The following is an 18,404-nucleotide window of genomic DNA, read 5'->3' as shown; positions in this document are numbered from 1 at the left end:
CGATCACGACGTCGACGTTCGTGTGCCAGTGCCCGAATATCCAGCAGCGCGGGGCACCGATCTCGAGCATGGCATCGAGGATCTGGCGGGTGCGCGAATGGTCCTCGAGCTTGTCGCGGCGGCGGTTGAAGATCGTCTGCGCGACGCTTTCCGGGCATTCATGGGTGACGACGAAGTCGAACCGCCCCAGGCCGGCGAGGTCCTTCTCGTAGTAGTCGAGGATGGCGTTGCCCTCGATGATGGTCACTTCCTCGTCGCTCCAGTAGTCGACGCCCTCGGAGCGCGAATGCTTGTCTACCGAGGTCGCACCGCCCATGAAGAACATGCTGCCGTGCTCCGGGGAGTGGATCGCCGTGCCGTCCGAGATCCAGTTGGGGCTCTGGGCGCAGCGGGCCGGATCGTCGTGGTTCCCACGGATGAAGCGGTGCCCGAGGCCCATGGCCGGCAGTGGCTTGAAGCCGACGCCGAAGTCCCCGACCTGGATGGATTCGGAGACCTCGTCGGCGATGGCCTGGTAGCGGTCGAACTTGGCGTGCGTGTCACCGATGAAGCGCATGTCGTTTTCCTTTCGCCTCGTGGACCCGACCGTCAGGCTGCACGGGGCCTGGGAGTGTTCTCGTTCGCGTAGGGGTTGCGCCCCATGTCGAGTTCTCGCTTGGCGTAGGGCAGCTGCGGATGCAGGTCGCCGTAGGCGCGCATGGTCTGCACGCGGGCCTCGCCCTTCATGCTCTCGAGGATGCGCTCCTCCGATGCCCCCTGGAGGTGGGCCCGGTAGATGTCGCGGACGTCGAAGTTGCAGGGCGCGTCGTAGCGCAGCCAGTTCGCGATGGAAGCGGGCAGGAGAGCCATGATGGCGTCCTCGAGCGTCGAGGTGCAGGTGTTGGCGCCGGGCGTGTTGCTGCTGGTGCGGATCTGATCGGCCATCGTCTTTTCCTTCTTCGATACGGTTCGAATTGCCTGCGCCCCTCAGGGCTCGTCACGCTGGGTCCAGGCGCATTCGCCGGCTTCGAGCGCACCCTGCGCTTCGTCGGCGCTGAGCCAGTATTCATGCGATTCGCGGCTGACGGGACCGGCTTCGTTGCTGGTGCCGAGGTAGAAGCCGCGCGGGCTCTGCATGACCTCGAGGGGCAGGCGGACGCCCATGATGTCGAAGGCGAGCCTGCCGCAGGGTGTCTTGCTGTCGATCATGGGGTTTTTCCTCTCGTGTGAACGTGTCACCTGGCGAATGCGGGGTCAAAAAAAGAGGACCGCCCGCGGCTGCGAGCGGTCCTCCCGGGGATCTGGTGTCAGGCATAGGCGCGCGCTGCGTGCTTGGGCTTGCGGCTGTAGGCGCCCTTGCCCTTGCGGGCGCGGACGACCTGGTGGCGGAACGCGCCGTGCGCGAGCGAGCCGGCCATGGGGTTGCGGGTCGCGGGGGCGGTGTTCTTCTTGGCCATCTCGTTTTTCCCTTCTCGAACTGGTTTCGAACCTGTCCTTCTCCCGAAGGGTCGCAGGCATCCCTTATCGGGATGCATGCATGTCTCAGTTCCTCGATGCGAGAGAGGTCGTCGTGTCCTTCGGCATCGCCTCGAGCAGCTCGGCCGCGTAGATCGGTGCGGCGAAGGACGTGCCGGTGACCCGTGTGTTGCGTCCGCGCGAGTTCAGGACATCCACGTCGACACCCTGTCGCATGACGATGACGACGTCCTCGCACTCGCTCTCCGAGGAGAAGGAGGCGGGTCGCCCGGCGCGGTCGAGCGCGCCGACGACGTGGACGTTGGGTCCGAGACCCGTTGCGTTCCACGCGGTCTCCGATGTCCGTCCGTCGTTCCCGGCGGACATGACGATCTGGATGCCCGCATCAGCTGCCCGGCGCATGATCTCGACGGTATCCTCTCCCAGATAGCCCTCGATGGATATCTGGATCAGGTCGACCTCCATCTCGGTGGCGAGCTCGATCGATTCTCCGATGGCCTCAGGATCGATGCGGCACATCTCGCCGCGGCAGCCGATGTCCACGCGGAAGGAGTGGATGACGATCGGTCGTGTGACGCGCTCGGCGATGATGCCGGCGACGTATGTGCCGTGTTCCGAGCGGATCTTGGAGAATCGCCCGCGATCGACGAAGTCCGACGCCATGTCGAACTCCTCGCCGATCACGTCCTTGAGGTGGTCTGCGGGCACGATGCCCGAATCGATGACGGCGACCTGCAGCGGAGCGGATTCGGCCTCCTGGGCGGAGACGGTGACGGGAGCGAGCGTGGCGAGCGTCAGCATGGCGGCGCTCAGGATGTTGCGGATCATCGTTTTTCCTCTCTCGTTCCTGTCTCGCACGGACCTCCTCCCGGAGGGCTCACCTTGCCGATGCCAGTTCCGTCGTCGTACGGGAAGGCATCGCTTCCAGAAGCTCGGCCGCGTAGATCGGCGCGGCGAAGGACGTGCCGGTGACCTTGGTCATGCGGCCGTTCGAATCGCGGACTTCGACATCGACGCCCTGGCGCATCACGAGGACGACATCGTCCCGGCGGCTGTAGGAGGTGAAGTCCGCACGGTTGCCGTTGCGGTCGAGCGCTCCCACGACATGGACGTTGGGGCCGAGACCCGATGCCGCATCGGCGGTTTCAGAGCGAAGGCCGTCGTTGCCGGAGGACATGACGATCTGAATGCCGGCTTCGGCCGCTTGACGCATGGCTTCGATGGCCGGGTCGCCGAGGCGCCCGTCGATCGAGATCTGGATGAGATCCATGTCCATCCGAATGGATGTCCGGATCGCTGCGGCGACGGCACCGGAGTCGAGCTGGCACGGATCGTGACGACGGCACCGCACGTCGACGCGGAACGATGTGATCTGGATGGGCCGGGTCACACGGTCCGCGATGATGCCGGCCACGAAGGTGCCGTGTTCGGATCCGATGCGCTTGTCGCCCTTGCGGTTGCTCGCCCGCATGTCCCAGGAAGGACCCATGAGAGGAGCGAGTTGCTCGGTGCGGGCGATGCCCGTGTCGATGACGGCCACCTGGAGCGGTGCAAGGTCCGTCTGCTGGGCGGCGAGCTGAGAGGGGCTGATGGTGGCGAGTGCGAATGCCGCGATGGCGAGGATCTTGCGGAGCATCGTATTTTTCCCTTCCCTGTCCGGTTTCACCGGATCACTCCTTGGAAAGGGTCATGCCTCCGGCGGAGCCTCCGCCGCGTCAGGTCAGCGCTTTCGCCACTCTCGGATTCCCAGAGCCATGCCGGAGAGGGTGGCGAGGATGGCCGTGACCGCGACGATCGCCCATGGGGCGGTCAGGATCAGCGAGCTGTCGACGAGGTAGAGCAGCAGTCCTGCCGCCGCGGAGCAGAGTGCACCGAGCAGGCTGACGAGACTCAGCCTGTCGAGGGTCTTCGATAGGCGGGCCTTTTCCGTCGCGTCCATCTTGGTCGGATCCAGAAGTTTCATCGGGCTGTCCTCTTCTTCATGGGTATTGCGCCTTGTCGCAGGCTTCGGCGTGGATGCGGAGGATGTCCTCCTCGAACCGGGACCAGGGCATCAGATCGGAGTGCTGTTCGATCATCAGGACGATGCGCCCCATCGCATCGAGATGGACCTCCCTGACCTTCGGATCATGGCCGAGCGCGGTCATGTCGACGTAGTGGGAGAGGAGCCTCTCTCCGCGCGCGATCGCGGGACCGTCGGACATGATGCCCAGTCGGAAGGATTCGGGGATGTCTCCGAGAGTGACGAAGGCATGACAGTATTCGAACAGGCCGCGTGGTGCCTGGAAGGAGACGACGAGACGGTGGACGTCGGTCGTGTGATCGATCTCCACATACCATTCCTCCCGACTGAAATCTTCGGGAAGGGTGGCCGGCATCGCTATGTTGAGCGGGTCCCGGATGCCGAGCTGGACGGCCTGGATGATGCGCTTGGCGATGAAGGGCTCGCTACCGAGCATCCGGAGGATAAGAGAACGTTCGAGCGGCCCGATGGAGTAGTCCTCGGCCGGGATGCTCGACCCGTTCTCGCGGACCTTGCGCGTCGGCTTGCGAGGAGGGAGGAAGACCCCGCCGATTGACCGGAGCAGGTTGGGGATCAACGGCCGATCTTCCGCTGGCCCATGACGAGGCGCCAGACGAGATCGCCCGCGCCCGAGAGCACGATGCCGAGCGAGCCGCCGGGAAAGTGGCTCGAGATGTTGGTCGCGAGATCCCAGCCGATCAGCTCGCGGTAGGCATCGGCCCGCTCGTCGTCGGCTTCGTAGCGCAGACGCTGTCCGGGCTTCAGCGAGAGCAGGGCCTCGGCTTCGCGGTAGTCCAGTCCGGCCATGTTCAGGACCGATACGAGATCCGCTTCGGCGTCCTCGAATGCGGCCATGATGGCGTTGTTCAGGGCGATCTCTGACGCGTGGGCATCATCGAACTGCGCGGCGTTCTCGTCGGTGCGGGGGGCGATCTTGTCCAGCCGGGCACGGGCTTCGGTATGACGACGCTGCATGGTCGCCATGTATCGCCAGGTCCGTCGCGTCTCGAGGGCGAGGCCTCGTTTCTCGAGGAGCGCGGTGAGCATGCCGAATCGGTCGAGCTGCTGTTCGCCGAGCTCCTCGATCTCGTCGAGCAGACTGGGCATGTCGGCCATGCGGACCATCCGCGGATAGAGCGCATTGAAGGCGTTGAGCACGACGGCGCGCTCGATCATCTTGTTGTCGGCCATGAGGACCTCCCGTGTTTGTGTCGTTCTTATAGGACGCCTTTATGCGTCCTGCTGGATTTCCGTGATCTGCATGCGCACGTCGCTGCGGTTCACCCGTGCGACGGCGGCCAGGTGGCCGATGTCGCCGGAGATGTCCTCTCCGTCGTTCTCGGCTTCGGCGAGGCGGACGAGCGATGCGCGGAACTTGTCGAACGACATGGTCTTTTTCCCTTCTCGATTTCGAATTCGAAATCATCGTCCCTGTTCGAAGGAGTCTCTCAGGCCGCCAGGCGGTCCTGGTCCTCCTTCATTGCGGCCTCAGCACGACTGGACGGGGGAAAGCAGGTTTTCGTCTCCGCCCTGGTAGCGTATCTCGAAGTAGCGCTGCATGACATCGAACCGGTCGCTCGTGGCGGGGCTGGAGGCGAGGATCTCGGCCAGTTCGGCATCGAGCAGACGCACCGTGCGCAGCATGCTGTCGCGCAGGCGGCTGCGGTCGCCCTTTCCGATCTCGTAGAGCTCGAGTTCGCCGTTGTCGTCCGCAGCGTTCCATGCGGGCACGAAGGCCTCGACGAGATCGACGTAGTTGTCGAGCAGACGGTGGGCGGCGGCGAGGACGAGACGGTCGGTCTGTTCCTTGACCTTCTTGGTCCGCTCGCGGAATGCGACGATGTCCGGATGCGCTCCGTCGAAGAACGTGTCGTTCTCCTGGAGACGGGCCTGAAGGAGCGTGAAGGCGCGGTAGTGCGTGGGCGTCGCGCCGCCGAGGGGCTTGGGTCTGAAGGTCCGGGTCTGCGAAAGCCTGTCGAGGCGCTGCGAGGTCGGCTTTGCCATGCGTTCGCGGATCTGCTGGATGAACTTCGTCAGCATCGGTTTTTCCTTCCTCGATCTGTCTCGCTTCGTCCTTCCTGCCCTTGGGTGTCTTCCGGAGGCGCTGTCGGGCGCCTCCGGGTCGTCGGTGTCAGCCGTGTTCGACGAATCCCTCGGCGAACTGGATGAGATGCGGTCCGGTAAGGCGCGCGCCGTCCGCGAGACCGCCCGTCTTGACGAGGACCTTGGCGAGGGCCTCGGCGAGCATCGCGCCCTGGTCAGGGGTGACATCCTGCACGTCGAGGATGGCGGTGCGGCCGTCCACTTCGATGGTCTTCATGCTTTTTTCCTTTCGCTCCTGCGTGGCGAGGATCCGGGTTTTCCGTGGTTTTCCCGTGTCTGTGACACGGGTGAAGGGGGTCCGGCAGGAGAGACCGGACCCCCTTCCGGGGAAGACTGTGTCGTAGGATGCGATCAGGCGAGACGGTAGCCGTATTGCGCCGCGATCCGCGCCTTCTCGTCGTCTCCGAGGACGCGGCCCGCGTTGGCGGCCTTCGCCGGGGCGTTGTCGTTGGAGGCCTTGCGGGCGCGGTAGGGCAGCGCCGATTCGCTCAGGCGACCGCGGTGCTGGAGGCGTGCGTGGTTGAGACGGGACATGTCTTTTCCTTTCCTCGACTGGTTTCGACCGGATCTCCCTCGAGGAGGTCCTAGTCCTCGCCGAGTTCGTCGATGGCCTTGCCCGCGTTCTTGGCGGCGGCCTTCACCGCGCTGACGGTGTAGGGTTCGTCGCGGTCGGTCGCGATGCCTCCGGCCGTGACGACGTCGGCCACGACGGCCACGGGAGTGGTGACGACTGCGGCGGCGGATTTCAGGAGCTTGTCGAACATGGGTTTCCTTTCGGTGGATGGATGGAGAGGTCGGACCTCACGCCCAGTAGACGTGGGTCGAACCGTTGCGCTTGGCGCAGGCGATGAAGGCGTCGAGACGATCGGCGACATTGGTCATGCTCCGATTGTCGTTGACGGCCTGCTCGAACAGGTCGAGCGGGATGTCCTCCGACGCGCTCTCGCCGTTGAACCGGCCGAGGCCGAGAGCGGCGAACAGACGCGACATGGCGTAAGTGCCGCAGTTGATCTCGACGGTGTCGGCCGGCCAGTTCTCGACGTGCATGTTGGCGGGCCTGAAATCCGTGGGAGCGAAGATGATGCGCAGACCGAGTTCGGCCACCAGATCGAACAGAGCGATGGCATCTTCGCCGTTGTCCAGTCCTTCGAGCACGGTGCGCACGGTGCGGAAGCTGTCCTCGCCGAGGAGACCGGGGCCGAAGCTGCCGACATAGGAGCCCTGGCTGTATTCCTCGTCCTCGTCGCAGACGTAGGTGAACACGGTCTCGCCGTTCGTGAGCTTGACGCCATCGAGGATGCCGGCGATCTCGGTGACGGTCGCGTCGGTCAGTTCGAGATGGCCTTCGGCTGCGATGGCCGTGATCTGCGACCAGTTCTTGCTGGCCCTGTCGCCGGTGGTGCCGTCTTCGAGGATCTTGGTGCTGATAAGGCTGACGGACATCGTCTTTTCCCTTCGTGAATTGATTTCGTAATCGACCTCCCGAGGAAGGTCTCCTGCTCCTTCCCGTCGGCGGGTGTGGATGCAAAAAAACGGGGCCGGATGATCCGACCCCGTCCGTTGTTCCGTCAGCCCCAGGCATCCCCGCCGATGAAGTTCGGACGGGCGGCGTCCACGTCGGCGGAGAGCTGCTCAGCAGTGACGCCGAACTCGGCGATGATGCGGGCGCGTTCTTCGTCAAGGACATCCGGGGGAATCGAACCGGATTCCTCCGAACGGGCGAGGTCATAGGTCGCTTCGCGATAGGACTGAGCCATTTTCCACTCCTTGTCAGTTGGCGCATGCCTGACATCAGGAGATGGCGACCCCGACAGGGTTCGAACCTGCGACCTTCCGGGTCATTACGCCGGACGCTCTACCGCTGAGCTACGGGATCTTTTATTGCGTGATTTTCCTCAGGTCGCCTCTTCTTCCGGAAGGACATCCTGCTCGTCCAGGCTGGCGAGAATGCCGGAGATCGTATCGTTCAGTTCGATGGTCCGTTCTTCCAGTGCCTTCTCGTATATGTCCTCCGCGCACATGTTCCGGCATGTTCCGTCGACCAGGCCGTCGACCGATGACGGACGCCCGGTCATACCGAGATCCTCGAGTGCCAGATGGATGGACATGCCGCAGGCGAGGTTCCAGAGGAGCGGATTGCGTTCACCCCGACGCTCGGAGTGGCGGAAGAGGATCATCAGGGCCATGAAGGCCAGCATGTAGACCCGTTCTTCGTCGGCATGGAGACCGAAGGCCTCGGCGTTGATGCAGAGGGTGTTTTCCCGCACCCCGATCACCTCGATGTCCGTCCCTTCGATCTCGAGGTCCTTCTGTCGTAGGACTGAGGCCAGCAACGCGTTGTCGGCGGAGAGCGCGGACATCGCGTTGGAGGTCAGGGGATGCGTCTCGAGTGTCTGCATGAAAGGTCCTCTTATGGGGCTTCGATTTCTGAGATGGTGGTCTGCCTCGTGGCTTCCCACGAGAGCCAGACCGTATCGAGTGTCACCCGGATCTGTTCCGGGTCCCTGTGGATGCCGGTGATGGGTGTCGCGTCTATCCTGCTGTCGATCTTGATGATGTCCCCGAGAGCGATCCGCTCATTGTCGTCCAGTCGCGAAGCGATGGACAGGATCTGCGCTTCGGGCAGGCTTCCGTCGGGAAGGATCACCGCCTCGTCGATGAGTTGGATGTGTCCCTGCTTGACCGCGGCAGGCATGATGACCGTAGCCCCGCCGAAGATGTCGCGTCCGTGATGGATGCGGCATCCCATCGCCAGCTTCGTTCCGCCGGAATGCAGCGTGATGAGCGCCGTCCTCGTCTTCAGTCTCGTTCCTTCGAGGGTCTGCGAGAGGATTGCCTCCGAAAGCTCCTCGAAGGGCAGTTCCTGAGGACCGCTCCGATATGCGAGGACGATGAGCCTGCGTGCGTTGGTGCTGACGCGCAGGCTCTTCTTCGTCATTCGTCTCAGGCCGCGATCTTGTCGTAGTCGATCAGCTCGTCGTAGTGCTGCTCGACCCGGGCTTCGGCGCGTGCGACGAACGCGAGTTCGTTGTCGTTAACCGGCGTGAAGTCGCCGGCGCGGTGGGCACGGAAGACGGCTTCGGCGAGCGCGTCGGTCTGTGCGGCGATCTGCTCGTCGTTCTTCTCGAGCAGCGCCTTCTGCATGCGTTCGCAGGCGTGCGAGGGATCGCAGGCGCCGTCGATGATCCAGTGGCCCTGGCATACGGCCATCACGGTCTCGACCATGAGGTCGCAGCCGAAGTTGTAGGCGTCGTTGCGCTTGCGCTGCAGTTCGACGTGGCGACGGATGGATGTCATGGCTTTTTTCCTTTCAGCCTTGAGATTCGAAAGGGACGCTCAGTCCCCCAGGCCTTCCTTCTTTCCCGTTTCGCGGGACTTGGACATCTTGCGCTCGAGACGCTTCGCGTTCCAGACGCGGAATGCGAAACCGATGTCGCCCGTGAAGCGGGCGATCGGATTGGCGATCACGAACGCGATGCCGGTGGCGATGCCGATCGGACCGCCGAAGACACAGAGCGTGGCTGCTGCGGCACCGATGAGGTAGCTCGAAGCGCTCGCGGCCAGATACGGCAGGTATTTGTTGCTCGAGGTCTCCGAGAGCGTCTTCACCATGTGGCGGGTGTGCGCGGTGCCGGCGATCTGGTAGCCGAAGGCCTGGAATGCGACGGTGAGGAGGACGATCCGCATCATGGTGTCGTCCTCGATGAGTGCGGCCCCCAGGGCGGCCGATGCCACCATCATGCTGATGAGGAAGACGACGACGCTGCGCAGCGGGACGTTATCGCCGATGCCGTAGGTGGCAGCGAGCAGGTCGAAGTGGCTCACGGGGCTTTCGATGGTCTCACCGTTCGAAGCGGTGGCGCGGATGCTGAGGCCCATGGTCTTTTCCCTTCAATGACTGATTTCGAACTGGATGAGCATACGCTCGTCCGGAAGGGCCGCTCTCGGCGGCCCCTCCTGTCTCAGAGCTTGCGGTTGGTCAGCGCGACCATCCGGTCCATCCCGAAGGCGATCTCGAACACGATCAGCGGCACGTGCCCGTTGGGCGTGGGGAAGTCGGTGCGCCGCGAGGTGCTGGCGACCTCCCGCCATTCCCCTTCGGGGGTCAGGCATTCGATGTCGATCGTCTCGGTCGAATAGGAGGGCAGGCGGTCGGATTCGATCAGCCGAGTTTCGAGGCGGGTGATCGCCTCGACCATGGCGCGCAGGGCGTCACGCACCTCGGGGACAAAGTCCTTCGAGGTGTCGGCCCGGTAGACGCACTGCATCTCGAGCTGCGTGAACTCGTTGAACCGCAGCTTGGCCGCCGTGGCCCCGTGTTCGTCTCGCGGCGATAGCTCTTCCCCATCTGCCAGACGGCGAGCGGCACCTTGAGATTGGTGTTGCGCAGCAGCTCGACCGCGGCGAGATAGGATCCGTCGGTGGTCTCGGCGCGCATCGCCCACTGCTTGCTCCCTCCGGGAGCGTCCTGCAGCAGGAAGATGTCGTCCGAGGTGTAGGCCGAGCTCATCCGCTCGACCGGCATCATGGTCGGCGCCTCGACCTCCTCGAAGCGCCATGCCGGGTTGATCTCGGCGAGCGTGGTCTCGGCGGTCTCGACCAGCTGGTCCGCGATACGGCGGCGCTGGCGCAGTTCGGATGAGCGCCAGGTGCGCAGCCCGGCGAGATTGTCGTAGAATGCGTGGGACATGGGATCATGCCTCCTCTGTGAGATGTCATCGGGGATTGGTGGTGGATGCCGCCCTCCCGTTGATCTCGCGGGTGGCGGCCTAGATACCTCGTCCGTTCATTCTTCTTCTCCGTTGGCGATGGATCGCCCTTGTAGGATGGTCAGGCGGCGCGGCGCAAGGGGATGGGCATGCCTGCGGCGCGGTGGATCTCCGGATCGTAGTCCGGCCCGTATTTCTTCCACCAGCGCTTGACTTCGGAGCGCAGTGCGAGCGCTGCGAGCTTCGGTGGGATCACGAGGCGCTCGACGCCGAAGGTGTCCTTGTCGATCCAGCGCGGATCCATCAGCTTCTTGTCGTAGGGCTTGAAGATGGCGATCTGGAAGCCGTCGTCACGCCGCAGCCAGATGAGGTCCGACGTCCAGCGCTGGGGCTGGGTCCGGATCGAATCCGCGATCATCAGCGCGGTGCGGGCGTCGAGACGCTCCTGGTCACGGTAGATGATGTACATGGTCTTTTTCCTTTCGACCTGGTGGTCATGATCTGTCCCGATGGACGGATCAACCGCCGATGCCCGCGAATCTCTTGATCTCGGTCCGCACGAGGCCCAGGGCCTTGCGGTAGAAGGGCCGCGCTTCCGGCAGGATTATCGGCACGATGACGAGCGCGATGAGAGCGAGAGCCGCCGCGATGACCACGGCGAGCGGTAGCAGGATGGTCTTGACCGTCCACATTTTCCTTCTCCCTGATGGTTTCGTCCATCATGTCCTCGAGGGAGATTGTCGCATTTTCCGGATGGTCCTCCAAAGGAAAACCCTCCTGCCGGAAGGCAGGAGGGTTCCCTGGGCTCGCGTGGTGGAGGAGGATTACGCGGCCTTGTTCTTGGGCGGGAGCGGCACACCGACGGCGACCAGGAATTCGCCGCCTTCTTCGCCGTCGTCGTTCACGACCTTCTCGAAGAGGACGCGGACCTTGGCGTCTTCGCCGACGACCAGGATGTCGCGGACCGCATCGGCTGCCTTGCCCTGTGCGATCAGGGTGCGCGTGCGCTGTTCGCCGCGGATGTTGCCGGTGACCTTGGCACGGATGTATTCGTCGCCCTTGGCGTTGGTCGGCGTTTCGACGCTCACGACGTTCAGGGTCATGTTGTAGGCCTTGCGCGATGCGTTGGTCTGTTCGGTCATGTCGAAGATGTTCCTGTCACTGTGTTCCGGTGACCGCGTTCACGATTGCGGTCAGTGGCGTTCACGATTGCCACCCGGACGGGGTTGGTGCTTCCCTGCTGACCGGAGATATTTTTTCCCTCGGCCTATCAGGGCGAACATCCTTCATTCCCCTTCAGGATATGGTGGGACTTCGCCGGGTTCGGTCGACAGTCTTATCTCCTTCACGGTCACGGCGTCCTTCGCCTTGAGGGTCTCCGTGTTCCCTCTCTCGACGGGGGAAAGCTCCCCGGCCTCCTGCCTGACCTGCGTCATGGCCTCGAAGAGCGTCCCCCTGATGCGTCGGTATCCGTCAGGCGCTTGGCACAAGGGTCGCAGATGGGTGTCGACCCCGAATACTCCGTCCTTCTCTGCGGAGACGACGGGCCTCGCAGCGTCTCTATTGGCCGTCCTTGATTGCTGGACGTGGATGCCCTTGGTGCAGTCGAAGTCGACGATCGCGACCGTGTAGCCGCTCTGCGGCTCGACGCGTACGATCCGCTGCGGACCTTCCGTTCCGCTGACCAGCAGGGGCAGTTGTGCGGACCCCGGGACCACGAACCAGTTGGCAGGAGCCAGCATCGCGGCATCCCGTCCTGGGCGGCTCGTGCTCGACGCGACGATGTCCTCAGGAGTGACGGTCTTCTCCTGACAGGAGGTCAGCATGATCGCGCAGGCCATTGTTGCGCATGCGGAAATGTATTGTCTCATTGTTGACCTCTCTATTTAATTGTAGGATGGAGGACCAGCTTTTTTGTGCGGGCCGTCGTGCGTCCGCTCCATGGATGCAGACAGGGAAGGTAGACGATATGGTAAGGACACGGAAGGCGGCACTGGTCGCCGTATTGATGGGGACGTCGTTCTTCTCGTCCTCGGTGATGGCGCAGGAAGTGATCATGCGCCGGCCACTGCCGGTGACGGTGGGACAGCCAGGGGATCCCCTTCCTCCGTTGGACCCCTCGGACTGCCCGGCGGGTCACACCTGCGTCCCCGGCGACCCCGATCTTCCGCCGAACCCGAACCCGATGGAGATGCATGGATGGGACGTCGAATGCGACACGGTTCCTCCAATGGCCACGTGTGTCAGGGTCACTCCGGGGGAACCGGGGCCGGACGGTATGCTCGAGCTGATCACGACGAATGTCGACGATGATGCGTGCATGCGTCCGAACAACGATCCGAACATGAGCGCGGCGCTCATGGACATGATGGGATATGCGCCGGCGGGCCAGACGGTCGACCTCACCGAATTCTGCGAAGGCGGAGGCCCGGGCGGACCGGGCGGACCGGGCGGACCGGATGGCGACTTCGATCCGGACACGACCGCCGTCGGCTGGTATCGCAACTGTGCGCCGCCGAACTACGCGGTGTGCGAGAGGATCTCGGTGGAGGAGGATACCGGATACTTCATGTATCAGACGATCCCCTCCAGCGAGTGCGATGCGGCCATCGGCAACCAGACCGTGGAGCAGCTCAATCTGGTGAGCGCCTCGGGCGACCTGCCTCCCGGCGACTATGATTTCGAGGCCATGTGCGACGGCGGGGGTCTTCCCGGTCCCGGCCCCGGCCCTGGGCCGGGACCCGGTCTTCCGGGTGATGACGACATTCCGGGATTCGGCGACGATCCGGATCAGCTCGTCGGCAGCGGTGATCCGCCGCCCTGGGGCGTGGTCGGCTTCGAATGGGAGGTCGGCGAGTGGCAGGGCACCGCTCAGTGCGGCGAGGATGCGAACATGACGCGCCAGGTGTCCTGCGTGGCCCTGCGCTTCGCCGGCGGTGGTGAGATCGGCATGTCCCCGCTGGATGACGGCATCCGTCAGGCATCCTTCGGTGGCCAGTCCTTCGCTCCGGGAAGCGGCGAGGCGTCCTTCGTTCCCGCGCAGTTCCTGCCGGGCATGGGCCCGGACGAGATGGAGCGCATTCCCGTGTCGCCGTCCTATTGCCTGAACGAGGCCGGTCCGCCTCCGCCGACCGTCTACACCGGGACCGAGGCCGACTGCGGCTATACTCCCGTCGTGACGCAGGGACAGTGGATGAATCCCTACGGCGGTTCGACGACCTGCTCGCAGGACGCGATGCGTCAGAAGATCATGACCTGCATGAACAGCAGCGGCGATGTCGTGGATCAGGGCTACTGCCTGTCCGACCTGCGTCCTGGAGGGAAGTTCGACGAATCGGTCCTCCAGCCCGAGTTCGGCAACTTCTCGAGCTGCTCCTACTCGTGGGAGACGACCGGTTATTCGGCAGGATGTCATCCCGCGGGCCAGCCCCAGTCCACCGAGCAGGGTCCGGTCCACTACTACGAGATGGACTCGGAATGCCGCCGCGAGGACGGGATGATGGTCTCCGATTCGCAGTGCGGTTCCAAGCCGCAGGTCGATCAGTATCAGGCGGTGGGATCGTGCAACAAGACGTTCGACCAGAGCGTCTACAACGGGATCTGCCCCGCCTACAAGCCGGGGAACTACACACAGAAGGGCGCCTCCGATCTCCCGAACTGGCGCACCGTTGTCTTCGCCGGGTCGATGTATCAGGGTGGTCGTCAGGCGTGCGTTGACGCCGGATCGACCTGCTGCGAGCAGCGCTGGAACGACACGCTGAAGCGCACCGAGACGGTGGGCAGCAACCAGCCGGTGGCCCGTATGACCGATTACTATACGGGCAACGGCTACCGCATGGACGACGGTGACGGTCCGAACGTGCATTACGGGACCTCCACGTGGTCGGACGGGGAATGGCACAGGGACTACGGCATTCCCGAGCGGATCACGGGATCCAAGTCCGGCTACACCTGCAACCTGCCGGTCGGGACGATCACGGGGTGCAACGCCTCCTTCGGCTGCACCACGGAACCGGTGGAAGGCGGTCCGAAGATCATGAAGTGCGATCCTTCGACGGCCCACTGGAAGTATGACAACCAGCACCGTGTCCTCACCCAGGGTGCGTCCGGCGTCAAGTGGGAGCCCAGCTCCTATCCGGACATGGGCAACTGATGCTGTCCGTCGCGTCCGCGATGCTGCTGGCCGCCTCCCAGGCGGCCAGTGGCATGCTGCCGGTGGAGACCCCGGTCGACATCTCGCAGCCCTCGGAGGAACAGGAGAAGCCGCGTAGTGCGAACTGGAGGTTCCACGACCTGCAGACGCTCGCGTTCATGAAGATGGATCTCGATCACGACGACATCGTCACCGATCGCGAGCTGTGGAACTTCTACACGCGGCGCTACTCGATGGCGGACATGAAGCCGAGTGCCAGACAGGCGGTGGTCCGTTCCTCGATGGTGCGGTATATCCGCGCCTATGACATCGACGGGTCCGGGGATGTGTCCTTCGGGGAGGTCGTGGACGGCGGTGTCATGGGGGCCGCTCGAAGCGAGAGGGCCTCCGGTCCGCTTACCTGATCGCTCAGAGCAGGTTCCATCTCACTTCGGGGAAGTGCTCGACGGTCTCGATCAATGCCTCCTCTCGACCTTCGCTATCGTGCCGCAGGTAGATGTCGAACCGCTCCTTTTCGTTGGCGTAGCTGATGCGCTCCCTGCTTCCGAACTGGAAGCCGGGAAGGGGTCGCATGAGCTCCGCCTCGATGTGCTCGATCAGGTCGCTCTGCGTCCTCCTGCGCGCTTTGTGACAGTGGAGGACCTGGAACTCGTAGCGATGGAAGGCGCTCCGACCCTCCTTCAGGGGGTAGGTGCTGCGCCTCATGGACGACAGACAGGGAAGATGCGGCGAAGTTCTCGCGTCGTTCGTCGTTTGCCCCGTCATGACCCGATGTTCCATTCCCAGGCGAGCGGGTCTCCGTCCATCACGAGGACCCCTTCCTTGCCGAGCCGGTCGCGGATGGCGTCGCCCGCAGCGTAGTCGCCGTTGCGCCTGGCTTCGTGGCGTTCTGCGATCAGACGCTCGATCTCGGCCTCTTCGATCTCGGTCCCGTCAGGGCGGATCCGCAGGTCCTCGCGGGTGAGTCGCATGAGGCCGAGTCCCAGCATCGCATCCATCCGGTCGACGGCTGTCCGCCTCGAGGCGGCATCGGTCTTCTTGGCCGAGAGGACCTGTTCGAGTATCACGATCGCCTCGGGGGTGTTGAGGTCGGCGGCCATGGTGTTCTCGAAGCGTTCGAGCATCTCGGAGATCTTCTGATCCTCCACGTTCGCGGGTCCGCCGGCAGGCAGGCTCCCCGCCTGCATGACCATCCGCTTGAGACGAGTGGTCGCGGCGCGCAGGCCATCCCAGGTGAACTCGAGTTCGCTGCGGTAGTGAGCCTGCAGGATCATCAGGCGATAGGCGCGGGGGTGATGTCCGCGCGCTGTCAGGGTCGCGAGACGCAGGAAGTCGCCTTTCGACTTGCTCATCTTGCCGGTCCGGTCGACGAGGAAGTTGTTGTGCATCCACATCAGAGCGCCGGTCGATTCCGCATCCGTGCCGCCTCCACCGAGATGAGCCTGGTTCTGGGCGATCTCGTTGGCATGATGGACCTCGCGGTGATCGATGCCTCCGGTATGGATATCGAAGGGGAAGCCGAGAGCCTCGCTGCTCATGACGGAGCATTCGATGTGCCATCCGGGAGCGCCGCGGCCCCAGGGGGAATCCCATTCCATCTGCCGGCTCTCTCCCGGGGCGCTCCTGCGCCACAGGGCGAAGTCGGCCGGGTTTCGCTTGCCCTCGACGGTCTCGATTCGTCCGTGGGCATGGCTCTCGTCGGTGCAGCCGCCCGAGAGGCGACCGTAGGCCGGAACGGTCGAGGTGTCGAAGTAGAGACCGCTCTCCAACTCGTAGGCGTGCTTGTCCGCGATGTCCGAGATAAAGGCGATCATCCGCTCGACGTAGTCGGTGGCGGTCGTCCACTGATGGGGCGAACGGTTGCCGATGGCGGTGAAGTCCGCCTTGAAGGCGCGGGTATAGTGCTCGGCGATGTCCCAGATCGAACGGCTGCTTCCGGCGGCGGCCTTCTCCAGCTTGTCCTCGCCCTCGTCGGCATCATCGGTCAGATGGCCGACATCGGTGATGTTGATGATATGGGTGAGATCGAGGCCGGACGCGCGCAGTGTCCGTCCGAGGACGTCGGCGAACACATAGGCACGCAGGTTGCCGATGTGCGCGTAGTTGTAGACCGTCGGACCGCAGGTGTAGATGCGGGCCTCTCCCGGTCGAACCGGATCGAAGGTCCGTGTTTCACGGGTGAGCGAATCGAACAGTTCCGGAAGCCTCATCTCTTTTTCCTTCATCGCGTCTGCTCGGAGAACTCCGTCTCCTCTCCTGCTCTAGGTCCGACGAGGAGGATGGAACCCCGCTGGTATATGACCGGCTCCTCACCCGCCGCCCGCCGTGCCTCGAGATCCTTGATCGCGCGTGCGGAGGCCGATGACGGTCCCATGATCGTTGCGGTCCGGCGCACGACTTCCTCGTCCGCTTCCACCACCTCCATCCCGTTGGCTCGTGGCATGTCCTTCTCCTCAGACGACATAGGGGATGCGCTGGCGGAATCCGCCTTCGCGCTTGCGATCGGAGATCCACCCCATCAGGGTGATCATGAGATCGGGGTCGTGCTCGCGCGGATCGAACCGGTATCGAAGGATGTCGTCGATCAGTTCGATATGCTGCGCCGCGATCTCGTCGCGACCGCACATGCAGTCCGGTAGGCGTGCGTTCTCGAGGATGATATCGGGGACGCCCATCTCCTCGCAGGCGCGCATGACATCGCTCTTCCAGAGCGAGCGGATGGGCTGCATGGAGACGGCGTTGGCGAGGACGGAATGCTTGCCGAGCGCGTGCTCGGTCGCGTTGATGGTGCCCGCGACCCAGTAGCGTTCCTCTTCGGGTAACGCGGTGATGTGCGACCCGTCATCGCTCAGGATCACGGCGTTGACCGAACGCAGTTGCAGGTCGGCCCAGCGCTGCTGGTCCTGGTTGCCGCCGAGCGGTTCGACGACCATGATGTCGGCCTCCGGATGGCGCTCCTGGAGCCATGGAAGGGCGAGAAGCTGGAAGGCTCCCGGCTTCTTGGCCGGATCGGCGTAATGGATGCCGACGAGGCGGTAGGGCGTGCCGAACTTGCCCTGTGCACGCTCGAGAGCGCTGGAGAGGACGGAGAAGGCGACGATCGAATCGGTGCCGGAGAGTCCGATCATGAAACCGGGGACCGGGGTCTGGCTCATGCCGATCTTGTCGACGAGACGGTTGATGACGGCATCCAGCCGCGCGGTGATGTCCAAGGTTCTCTCCTTCAGCGCAACAGGCAGATGCCGTTGCCTTCCATGATGATGCCGTGTCGGCGCTCTACGTCCTTCAGACGCTCGATCTCGTCCTCGCCGTTGTTCGTTGTGCGCAGCGTTTCGAGACGCTGCTCCTCCTGACGCATCTCGGGATCGTCGTGCGTCACGATGGTGCGGTAGTCCTCGTGGAGCGCGGAGCGGTTGACGATCGTGACATCGGGCATGAGGATGGTCGCCTTCTGCGCCGAGCGTGCGAGATCGAGCATGGCCTGGTTGGCGACGATGTTCGCCGAATGGACGCGGATCTCGACCAGGCGCGGCAGCGCCGTCGGGGCGACGACGGGCGTGCCGAAAAGCTCGGCCATGATGTCGCGGCCCTCGGTCTCGAAGCCGAGGTCATTGTCGAAGGAGAGATGGGTGATCAGGTGCGCGTTGGCACGGATGACGCCGAAGGCCGTCGTCGGATCGCGCACGATGACCCATTCGCCGGCCTCGGAGGCGAGCGGCATGCGCTCGTCGTCGATGAAGATCCTCATGGCGTTTTCCTCATGATCATGGACACGGCCACGGCCAGGGTGGGCAGGAGGGTGACGAGACCCAGGATGTGGAAGTGCAGCTCGTAGCCGTCGTCACCGGTGATGGCGAGATGGACGATCATGGCGATCATCAGGAGCATCCCCCACAGAGACAGGGAGAAGCATGCTGCGGACCTGTCTCCCTCCATCCAGAGGCGCCATGGACTGAGTGCT

At 63.9% G+C, this 18,404-nt stretch carries 34 protein-coding genes and 1 tRNA gene; 2 read left to right on the top strand and 33 right to left on the bottom strand.

Annotation, left to right across the window (positions count from 1 at the left end; genetic code table 11):
• The 27 genes from Q0602_RS20380 to Q0602_RS20250 all read right to left on the bottom strand — a co-directional run.
• Positions 1-556: hypothetical protein (locus Q0602_RS20380; RefSeq protein ID WP_298847504.1), on the bottom strand; the 556-nt coding region annotated here is incomplete at its 3' end.
• 32 nt (positions 557-588) lie between these two features.
• Positions 589-924 carry a hypothetical protein gene (locus tag Q0602_RS20375; RefSeq protein ID WP_298847503.1) on the bottom strand — a complete coding sequence of 112 codons (336 nt, stop codon included), beginning with the start codon at positions 922-924 and terminating at the stop codon, positions 589-591.
• 42 nt (positions 925-966) lie between these two features.
• A complete protein-coding gene (locus Q0602_RS20370; RefSeq protein ID WP_298847500.1) occupies positions 967-1,188 on the bottom strand; it encodes a hypothetical protein in 222 nt (73 codons plus the stop codon).
• A 98-nt stretch (positions 1,189-1,286) separates the two neighbouring features.
• Positions 1,287-1,436 (bottom strand): alternative ribosome rescue factor ArfA, encoded by a 150-nt coding sequence (arfA, locus tag Q0602_RS20365; RefSeq protein WP_298847497.1) that lies wholly within the window; start codon positions 1,434-1,436, stop codon positions 1,287-1,289.
• An 85-nt stretch (positions 1,437-1,521) separates the two neighbouring features.
• The gene (locus Q0602_RS20360; RefSeq protein WP_298847494.1) at positions 1,522-2,283 is read right to left on the bottom strand and encodes a S8/S53 family peptidase; all 762 of its coding nucleotides are present in this window, start codon (positions 2,281-2,283) and stop codon (positions 1,522-1,524) included.
• A gap of 49 nt (positions 2,284-2,332) precedes the next feature.
• The gene (locus Q0602_RS20355) at positions 2,333-3,091 is read right to left on the bottom strand and encodes a S8/S53 family peptidase (protein ID WP_298847491.1); all 759 of its coding nucleotides are present in this window, start codon (positions 3,089-3,091) and stop codon (positions 2,333-2,335) included.
• An 84-nt stretch (positions 3,092-3,175) separates the two neighbouring features.
• Positions 3,176-3,418 (bottom strand): hypothetical protein, encoded by a 243-nt coding sequence (locus Q0602_RS20350; protein WP_298847488.1) that lies wholly within the window; start codon positions 3,416-3,418, stop codon positions 3,176-3,178.
• A 16-nt stretch (positions 3,419-3,434) separates the two neighbouring features.
• Positions 3,435-4,055, bottom strand: coding sequence for a hypothetical protein (locus Q0602_RS20345; protein ID WP_298847485.1), 621 nt, complete (start codon positions 4,053-4,055; stop codon positions 3,435-3,437).
• Positions 4,052-4,669: a hypothetical protein gene (locus Q0602_RS20340; RefSeq protein WP_298847482.1), complete on the bottom strand. Its 618-nt coding sequence runs from the start codon at positions 4,667-4,669 to the stop codon at positions 4,052-4,054. The genes Q0602_RS20345 and Q0602_RS20340 overlap by 4 nt, the downstream gene beginning before the upstream one ends.
• Before the next feature lie 39 nt (positions 4,670-4,708).
• The gene (locus Q0602_RS20335) at positions 4,709-4,867 is read right to left on the bottom strand and encodes a hypothetical protein (RefSeq protein WP_298847479.1); all 159 of its coding nucleotides are present in this window, start codon (positions 4,865-4,867) and stop codon (positions 4,709-4,711) included.
• A 99-nt stretch (positions 4,868-4,966) separates the two neighbouring features.
• On the bottom strand, positions 4,967-5,518 hold the full coding sequence (locus Q0602_RS20330) for a hypothetical protein (RefSeq protein ID WP_298847476.1): 552 nt from the start codon (positions 5,516-5,518) through the stop codon (positions 4,967-4,969).
• A gap of 91 nt (positions 5,519-5,609) precedes the next feature.
• Positions 5,610-5,798, bottom strand: a complete 189-nt coding sequence (locus Q0602_RS20325) for a hypothetical protein (RefSeq protein WP_298847474.1) — start codon at positions 5,796-5,798, stop codon at positions 5,610-5,612.
• Between the two features lie 134 nt (positions 5,799-5,932).
• Positions 5,933-6,115 carry a hypothetical protein gene (locus tag Q0602_RS20320; RefSeq protein WP_298847471.1) on the bottom strand — a complete coding sequence of 61 codons (183 nt, stop codon included), beginning with the start codon at positions 6,113-6,115 and terminating at the stop codon, positions 5,933-5,935.
• Between the two features lie 50 nt (positions 6,116-6,165).
• Positions 6,166-6,345, bottom strand: a complete 180-nt coding sequence (locus Q0602_RS20315; RefSeq protein ID WP_298847469.1) for a hypothetical protein — start codon at positions 6,343-6,345, stop codon at positions 6,166-6,168.
• A 37-nt stretch (positions 6,346-6,382) separates the two neighbouring features.
• A complete protein-coding gene (locus Q0602_RS20310; RefSeq protein ID WP_298847466.1) occupies positions 6,383-7,024 on the bottom strand; it encodes a hypothetical protein in 642 nt (213 codons plus the stop codon).
• A gap of 125 nt (positions 7,025-7,149) precedes the next feature.
• On the bottom strand, positions 7,150-7,338 hold the full coding sequence (locus Q0602_RS20305) for a hypothetical protein (RefSeq protein ID WP_298847463.1): 189 nt from the start codon (positions 7,336-7,338) through the stop codon (positions 7,150-7,152).
• Positions 7,339-7,380: 42 nt separating this feature from the next.
• A tRNA-Leu gene (locus Q0602_RS20300) sits at positions 7,381-7,457 on the bottom strand.
• A 19-nt stretch (positions 7,458-7,476) separates the two neighbouring features.
• Positions 7,477-7,980, bottom strand: a complete 504-nt coding sequence (locus tag Q0602_RS20295) for a hypothetical protein (RefSeq protein ID WP_298847461.1) — start codon at positions 7,978-7,980, stop codon at positions 7,477-7,479.
• A gap of 11 nt (positions 7,981-7,991) precedes the next feature.
• Complete coding sequence (locus tag Q0602_RS20290; protein WP_298847458.1) at positions 7,992-8,519, bottom strand: hypothetical protein; 528 nt, start codon at positions 8,517-8,519, stop codon at positions 7,992-7,994.
• Positions 8,520-8,524: 5 nt separating this feature from the next.
• Entirely contained in the window at positions 8,525-8,878 is a 354-nt protein-coding gene (locus Q0602_RS20285) for a hypothetical protein (protein WP_298847455.1), read from the bottom strand.
• Between the two features lie 39 nt (positions 8,879-8,917).
• Positions 8,918-9,460: a hypothetical protein gene (locus Q0602_RS20280; protein ID WP_298847451.1), complete on the bottom strand. Its 543-nt coding sequence runs from the start codon at positions 9,458-9,460 to the stop codon at positions 8,918-8,920.
• Between the two features lie 83 nt (positions 9,461-9,543).
• Positions 9,544-9,801 carry a hypothetical protein gene (locus Q0602_RS20275; RefSeq protein ID WP_298847449.1) on the bottom strand — a complete coding sequence of 86 codons (258 nt, stop codon included), beginning with the start codon at positions 9,799-9,801 and terminating at the stop codon, positions 9,544-9,546.
• Positions 9,744-10,271, bottom strand: a complete 528-nt coding sequence (locus tag Q0602_RS20270) for a hypothetical protein (RefSeq protein ID WP_298847446.1) — start codon at positions 10,269-10,271, stop codon at positions 9,744-9,746. Before Q0602_RS20270 ends, Q0602_RS20275 begins: the two co-directional genes overlap by 58 nt.
• A gap of 140 nt (positions 10,272-10,411) precedes the next feature.
• A complete protein-coding gene (locus tag Q0602_RS20265) occupies positions 10,412-10,759 on the bottom strand; it encodes a hypothetical protein (RefSeq protein WP_298847443.1) in 348 nt (115 codons plus the stop codon).
• A gap of 49 nt (positions 10,760-10,808) precedes the next feature.
• A complete protein-coding gene (locus Q0602_RS20260) occupies positions 10,809-10,982 on the bottom strand; it encodes a hypothetical protein (RefSeq protein ID WP_298847441.1) in 174 nt (57 codons plus the stop codon).
• A gap of 132 nt (positions 10,983-11,114) precedes the next feature.
• The gene (locus Q0602_RS20255) at positions 11,115-11,432 is read right to left on the bottom strand and encodes a hypothetical protein (protein WP_298847438.1); all 318 of its coding nucleotides are present in this window, start codon (positions 11,430-11,432) and stop codon (positions 11,115-11,117) included.
• 144 nt (positions 11,433-11,576) lie between these two features.
• Complete coding sequence (locus Q0602_RS20250) at positions 11,577-12,161, bottom strand: hypothetical protein (protein WP_298847435.1); 585 nt, start codon at positions 12,159-12,161, stop codon at positions 11,577-11,579.
• Positions 12,162-12,259: 98 nt separating this feature from the next.
• On the opposite strand from Q0602_RS20250, the gene Q0602_RS20245 reads away from it, so the two are divergent.
• Positions 12,260-14,443, top strand: coding sequence for a hypothetical protein (locus Q0602_RS20245; RefSeq protein ID WP_298847431.1), 2,184 nt, complete (start codon positions 12,260-12,262; stop codon positions 14,441-14,443).
• Positions 14,443-14,847 carry a hypothetical protein gene (locus Q0602_RS20240; RefSeq protein ID WP_298847429.1) on the top strand — a complete coding sequence of 135 codons (405 nt, stop codon included), beginning with the start codon at positions 14,443-14,445 and terminating at the stop codon, positions 14,845-14,847. The genes Q0602_RS20245 and Q0602_RS20240 overlap by 1 nt, the downstream gene beginning before the upstream one ends.
• A 4-nt stretch (positions 14,848-14,851) precedes the next feature.
• Here the strand turns inward: Q0602_RS20240 and Q0602_RS20235 are convergent, their stop codons facing one another.
• The 6 genes from Q0602_RS20235 to Q0602_RS20210 are packed head-to-tail and all read right to left on the bottom strand — an operon-like array spanning position 14,852 to position 18,322.
• Entirely contained in the window at positions 14,852-15,148 is a 297-nt protein-coding gene (locus Q0602_RS20235; RefSeq protein ID WP_298847426.1) for a hypothetical protein, read from the bottom strand.
• A gap of 56 nt (positions 15,149-15,204) precedes the next feature.
• A complete protein-coding gene (gene cysS / locus Q0602_RS20230) occupies positions 15,205-16,653 on the bottom strand; it encodes a cysteine--tRNA ligase (RefSeq protein ID WP_298847424.1) in 1,449 nt (482 codons plus the stop codon).
• An 11-nt stretch (positions 16,654-16,664) separates the two neighbouring features.
• A complete protein-coding gene (locus tag Q0602_RS20225; protein ID WP_298847421.1) occupies positions 16,665-16,886 on the bottom strand; it encodes a hypothetical protein in 222 nt (73 codons plus the stop codon).
• 10 nt (positions 16,887-16,896) lie between these two features.
• The gene (locus tag Q0602_RS20220; RefSeq protein WP_298847418.1) at positions 16,897-17,655 is read right to left on the bottom strand and encodes a hypothetical protein; all 759 of its coding nucleotides are present in this window, start codon (positions 17,653-17,655) and stop codon (positions 16,897-16,899) included.
• Positions 17,656-17,666: 11 nt separating this feature from the next.
• Positions 17,667-18,191, bottom strand: a complete 525-nt coding sequence (locus tag Q0602_RS20215) for a cyclic-phosphate processing receiver domain-containing protein (protein WP_298847415.1) — start codon at positions 18,189-18,191, stop codon at positions 17,667-17,669.
• Complete coding sequence (locus Q0602_RS20210; RefSeq protein WP_298847410.1) at positions 18,188-18,322, bottom strand: hypothetical protein; 135 nt, start codon at positions 18,320-18,322, stop codon at positions 18,188-18,190. The genes Q0602_RS20215 and Q0602_RS20210 overlap by 4 nt, the downstream gene beginning before the upstream one ends.
• Between the last annotated feature and the right edge of the window lie 82 nt (positions 18,323-18,404).

Source organism: uncultured Salinicola sp. (assembly GCF_937921195.1).
Classification (GTDB): domain Bacteria; phylum Pseudomonadota; class Gammaproteobacteria; order Pseudomonadales; family Halomonadaceae; genus Salinicola.
Note: the sequence above shows the minus strand (reverse complement) of the source record. Positions and strands in the feature narration are given on the sequence as shown.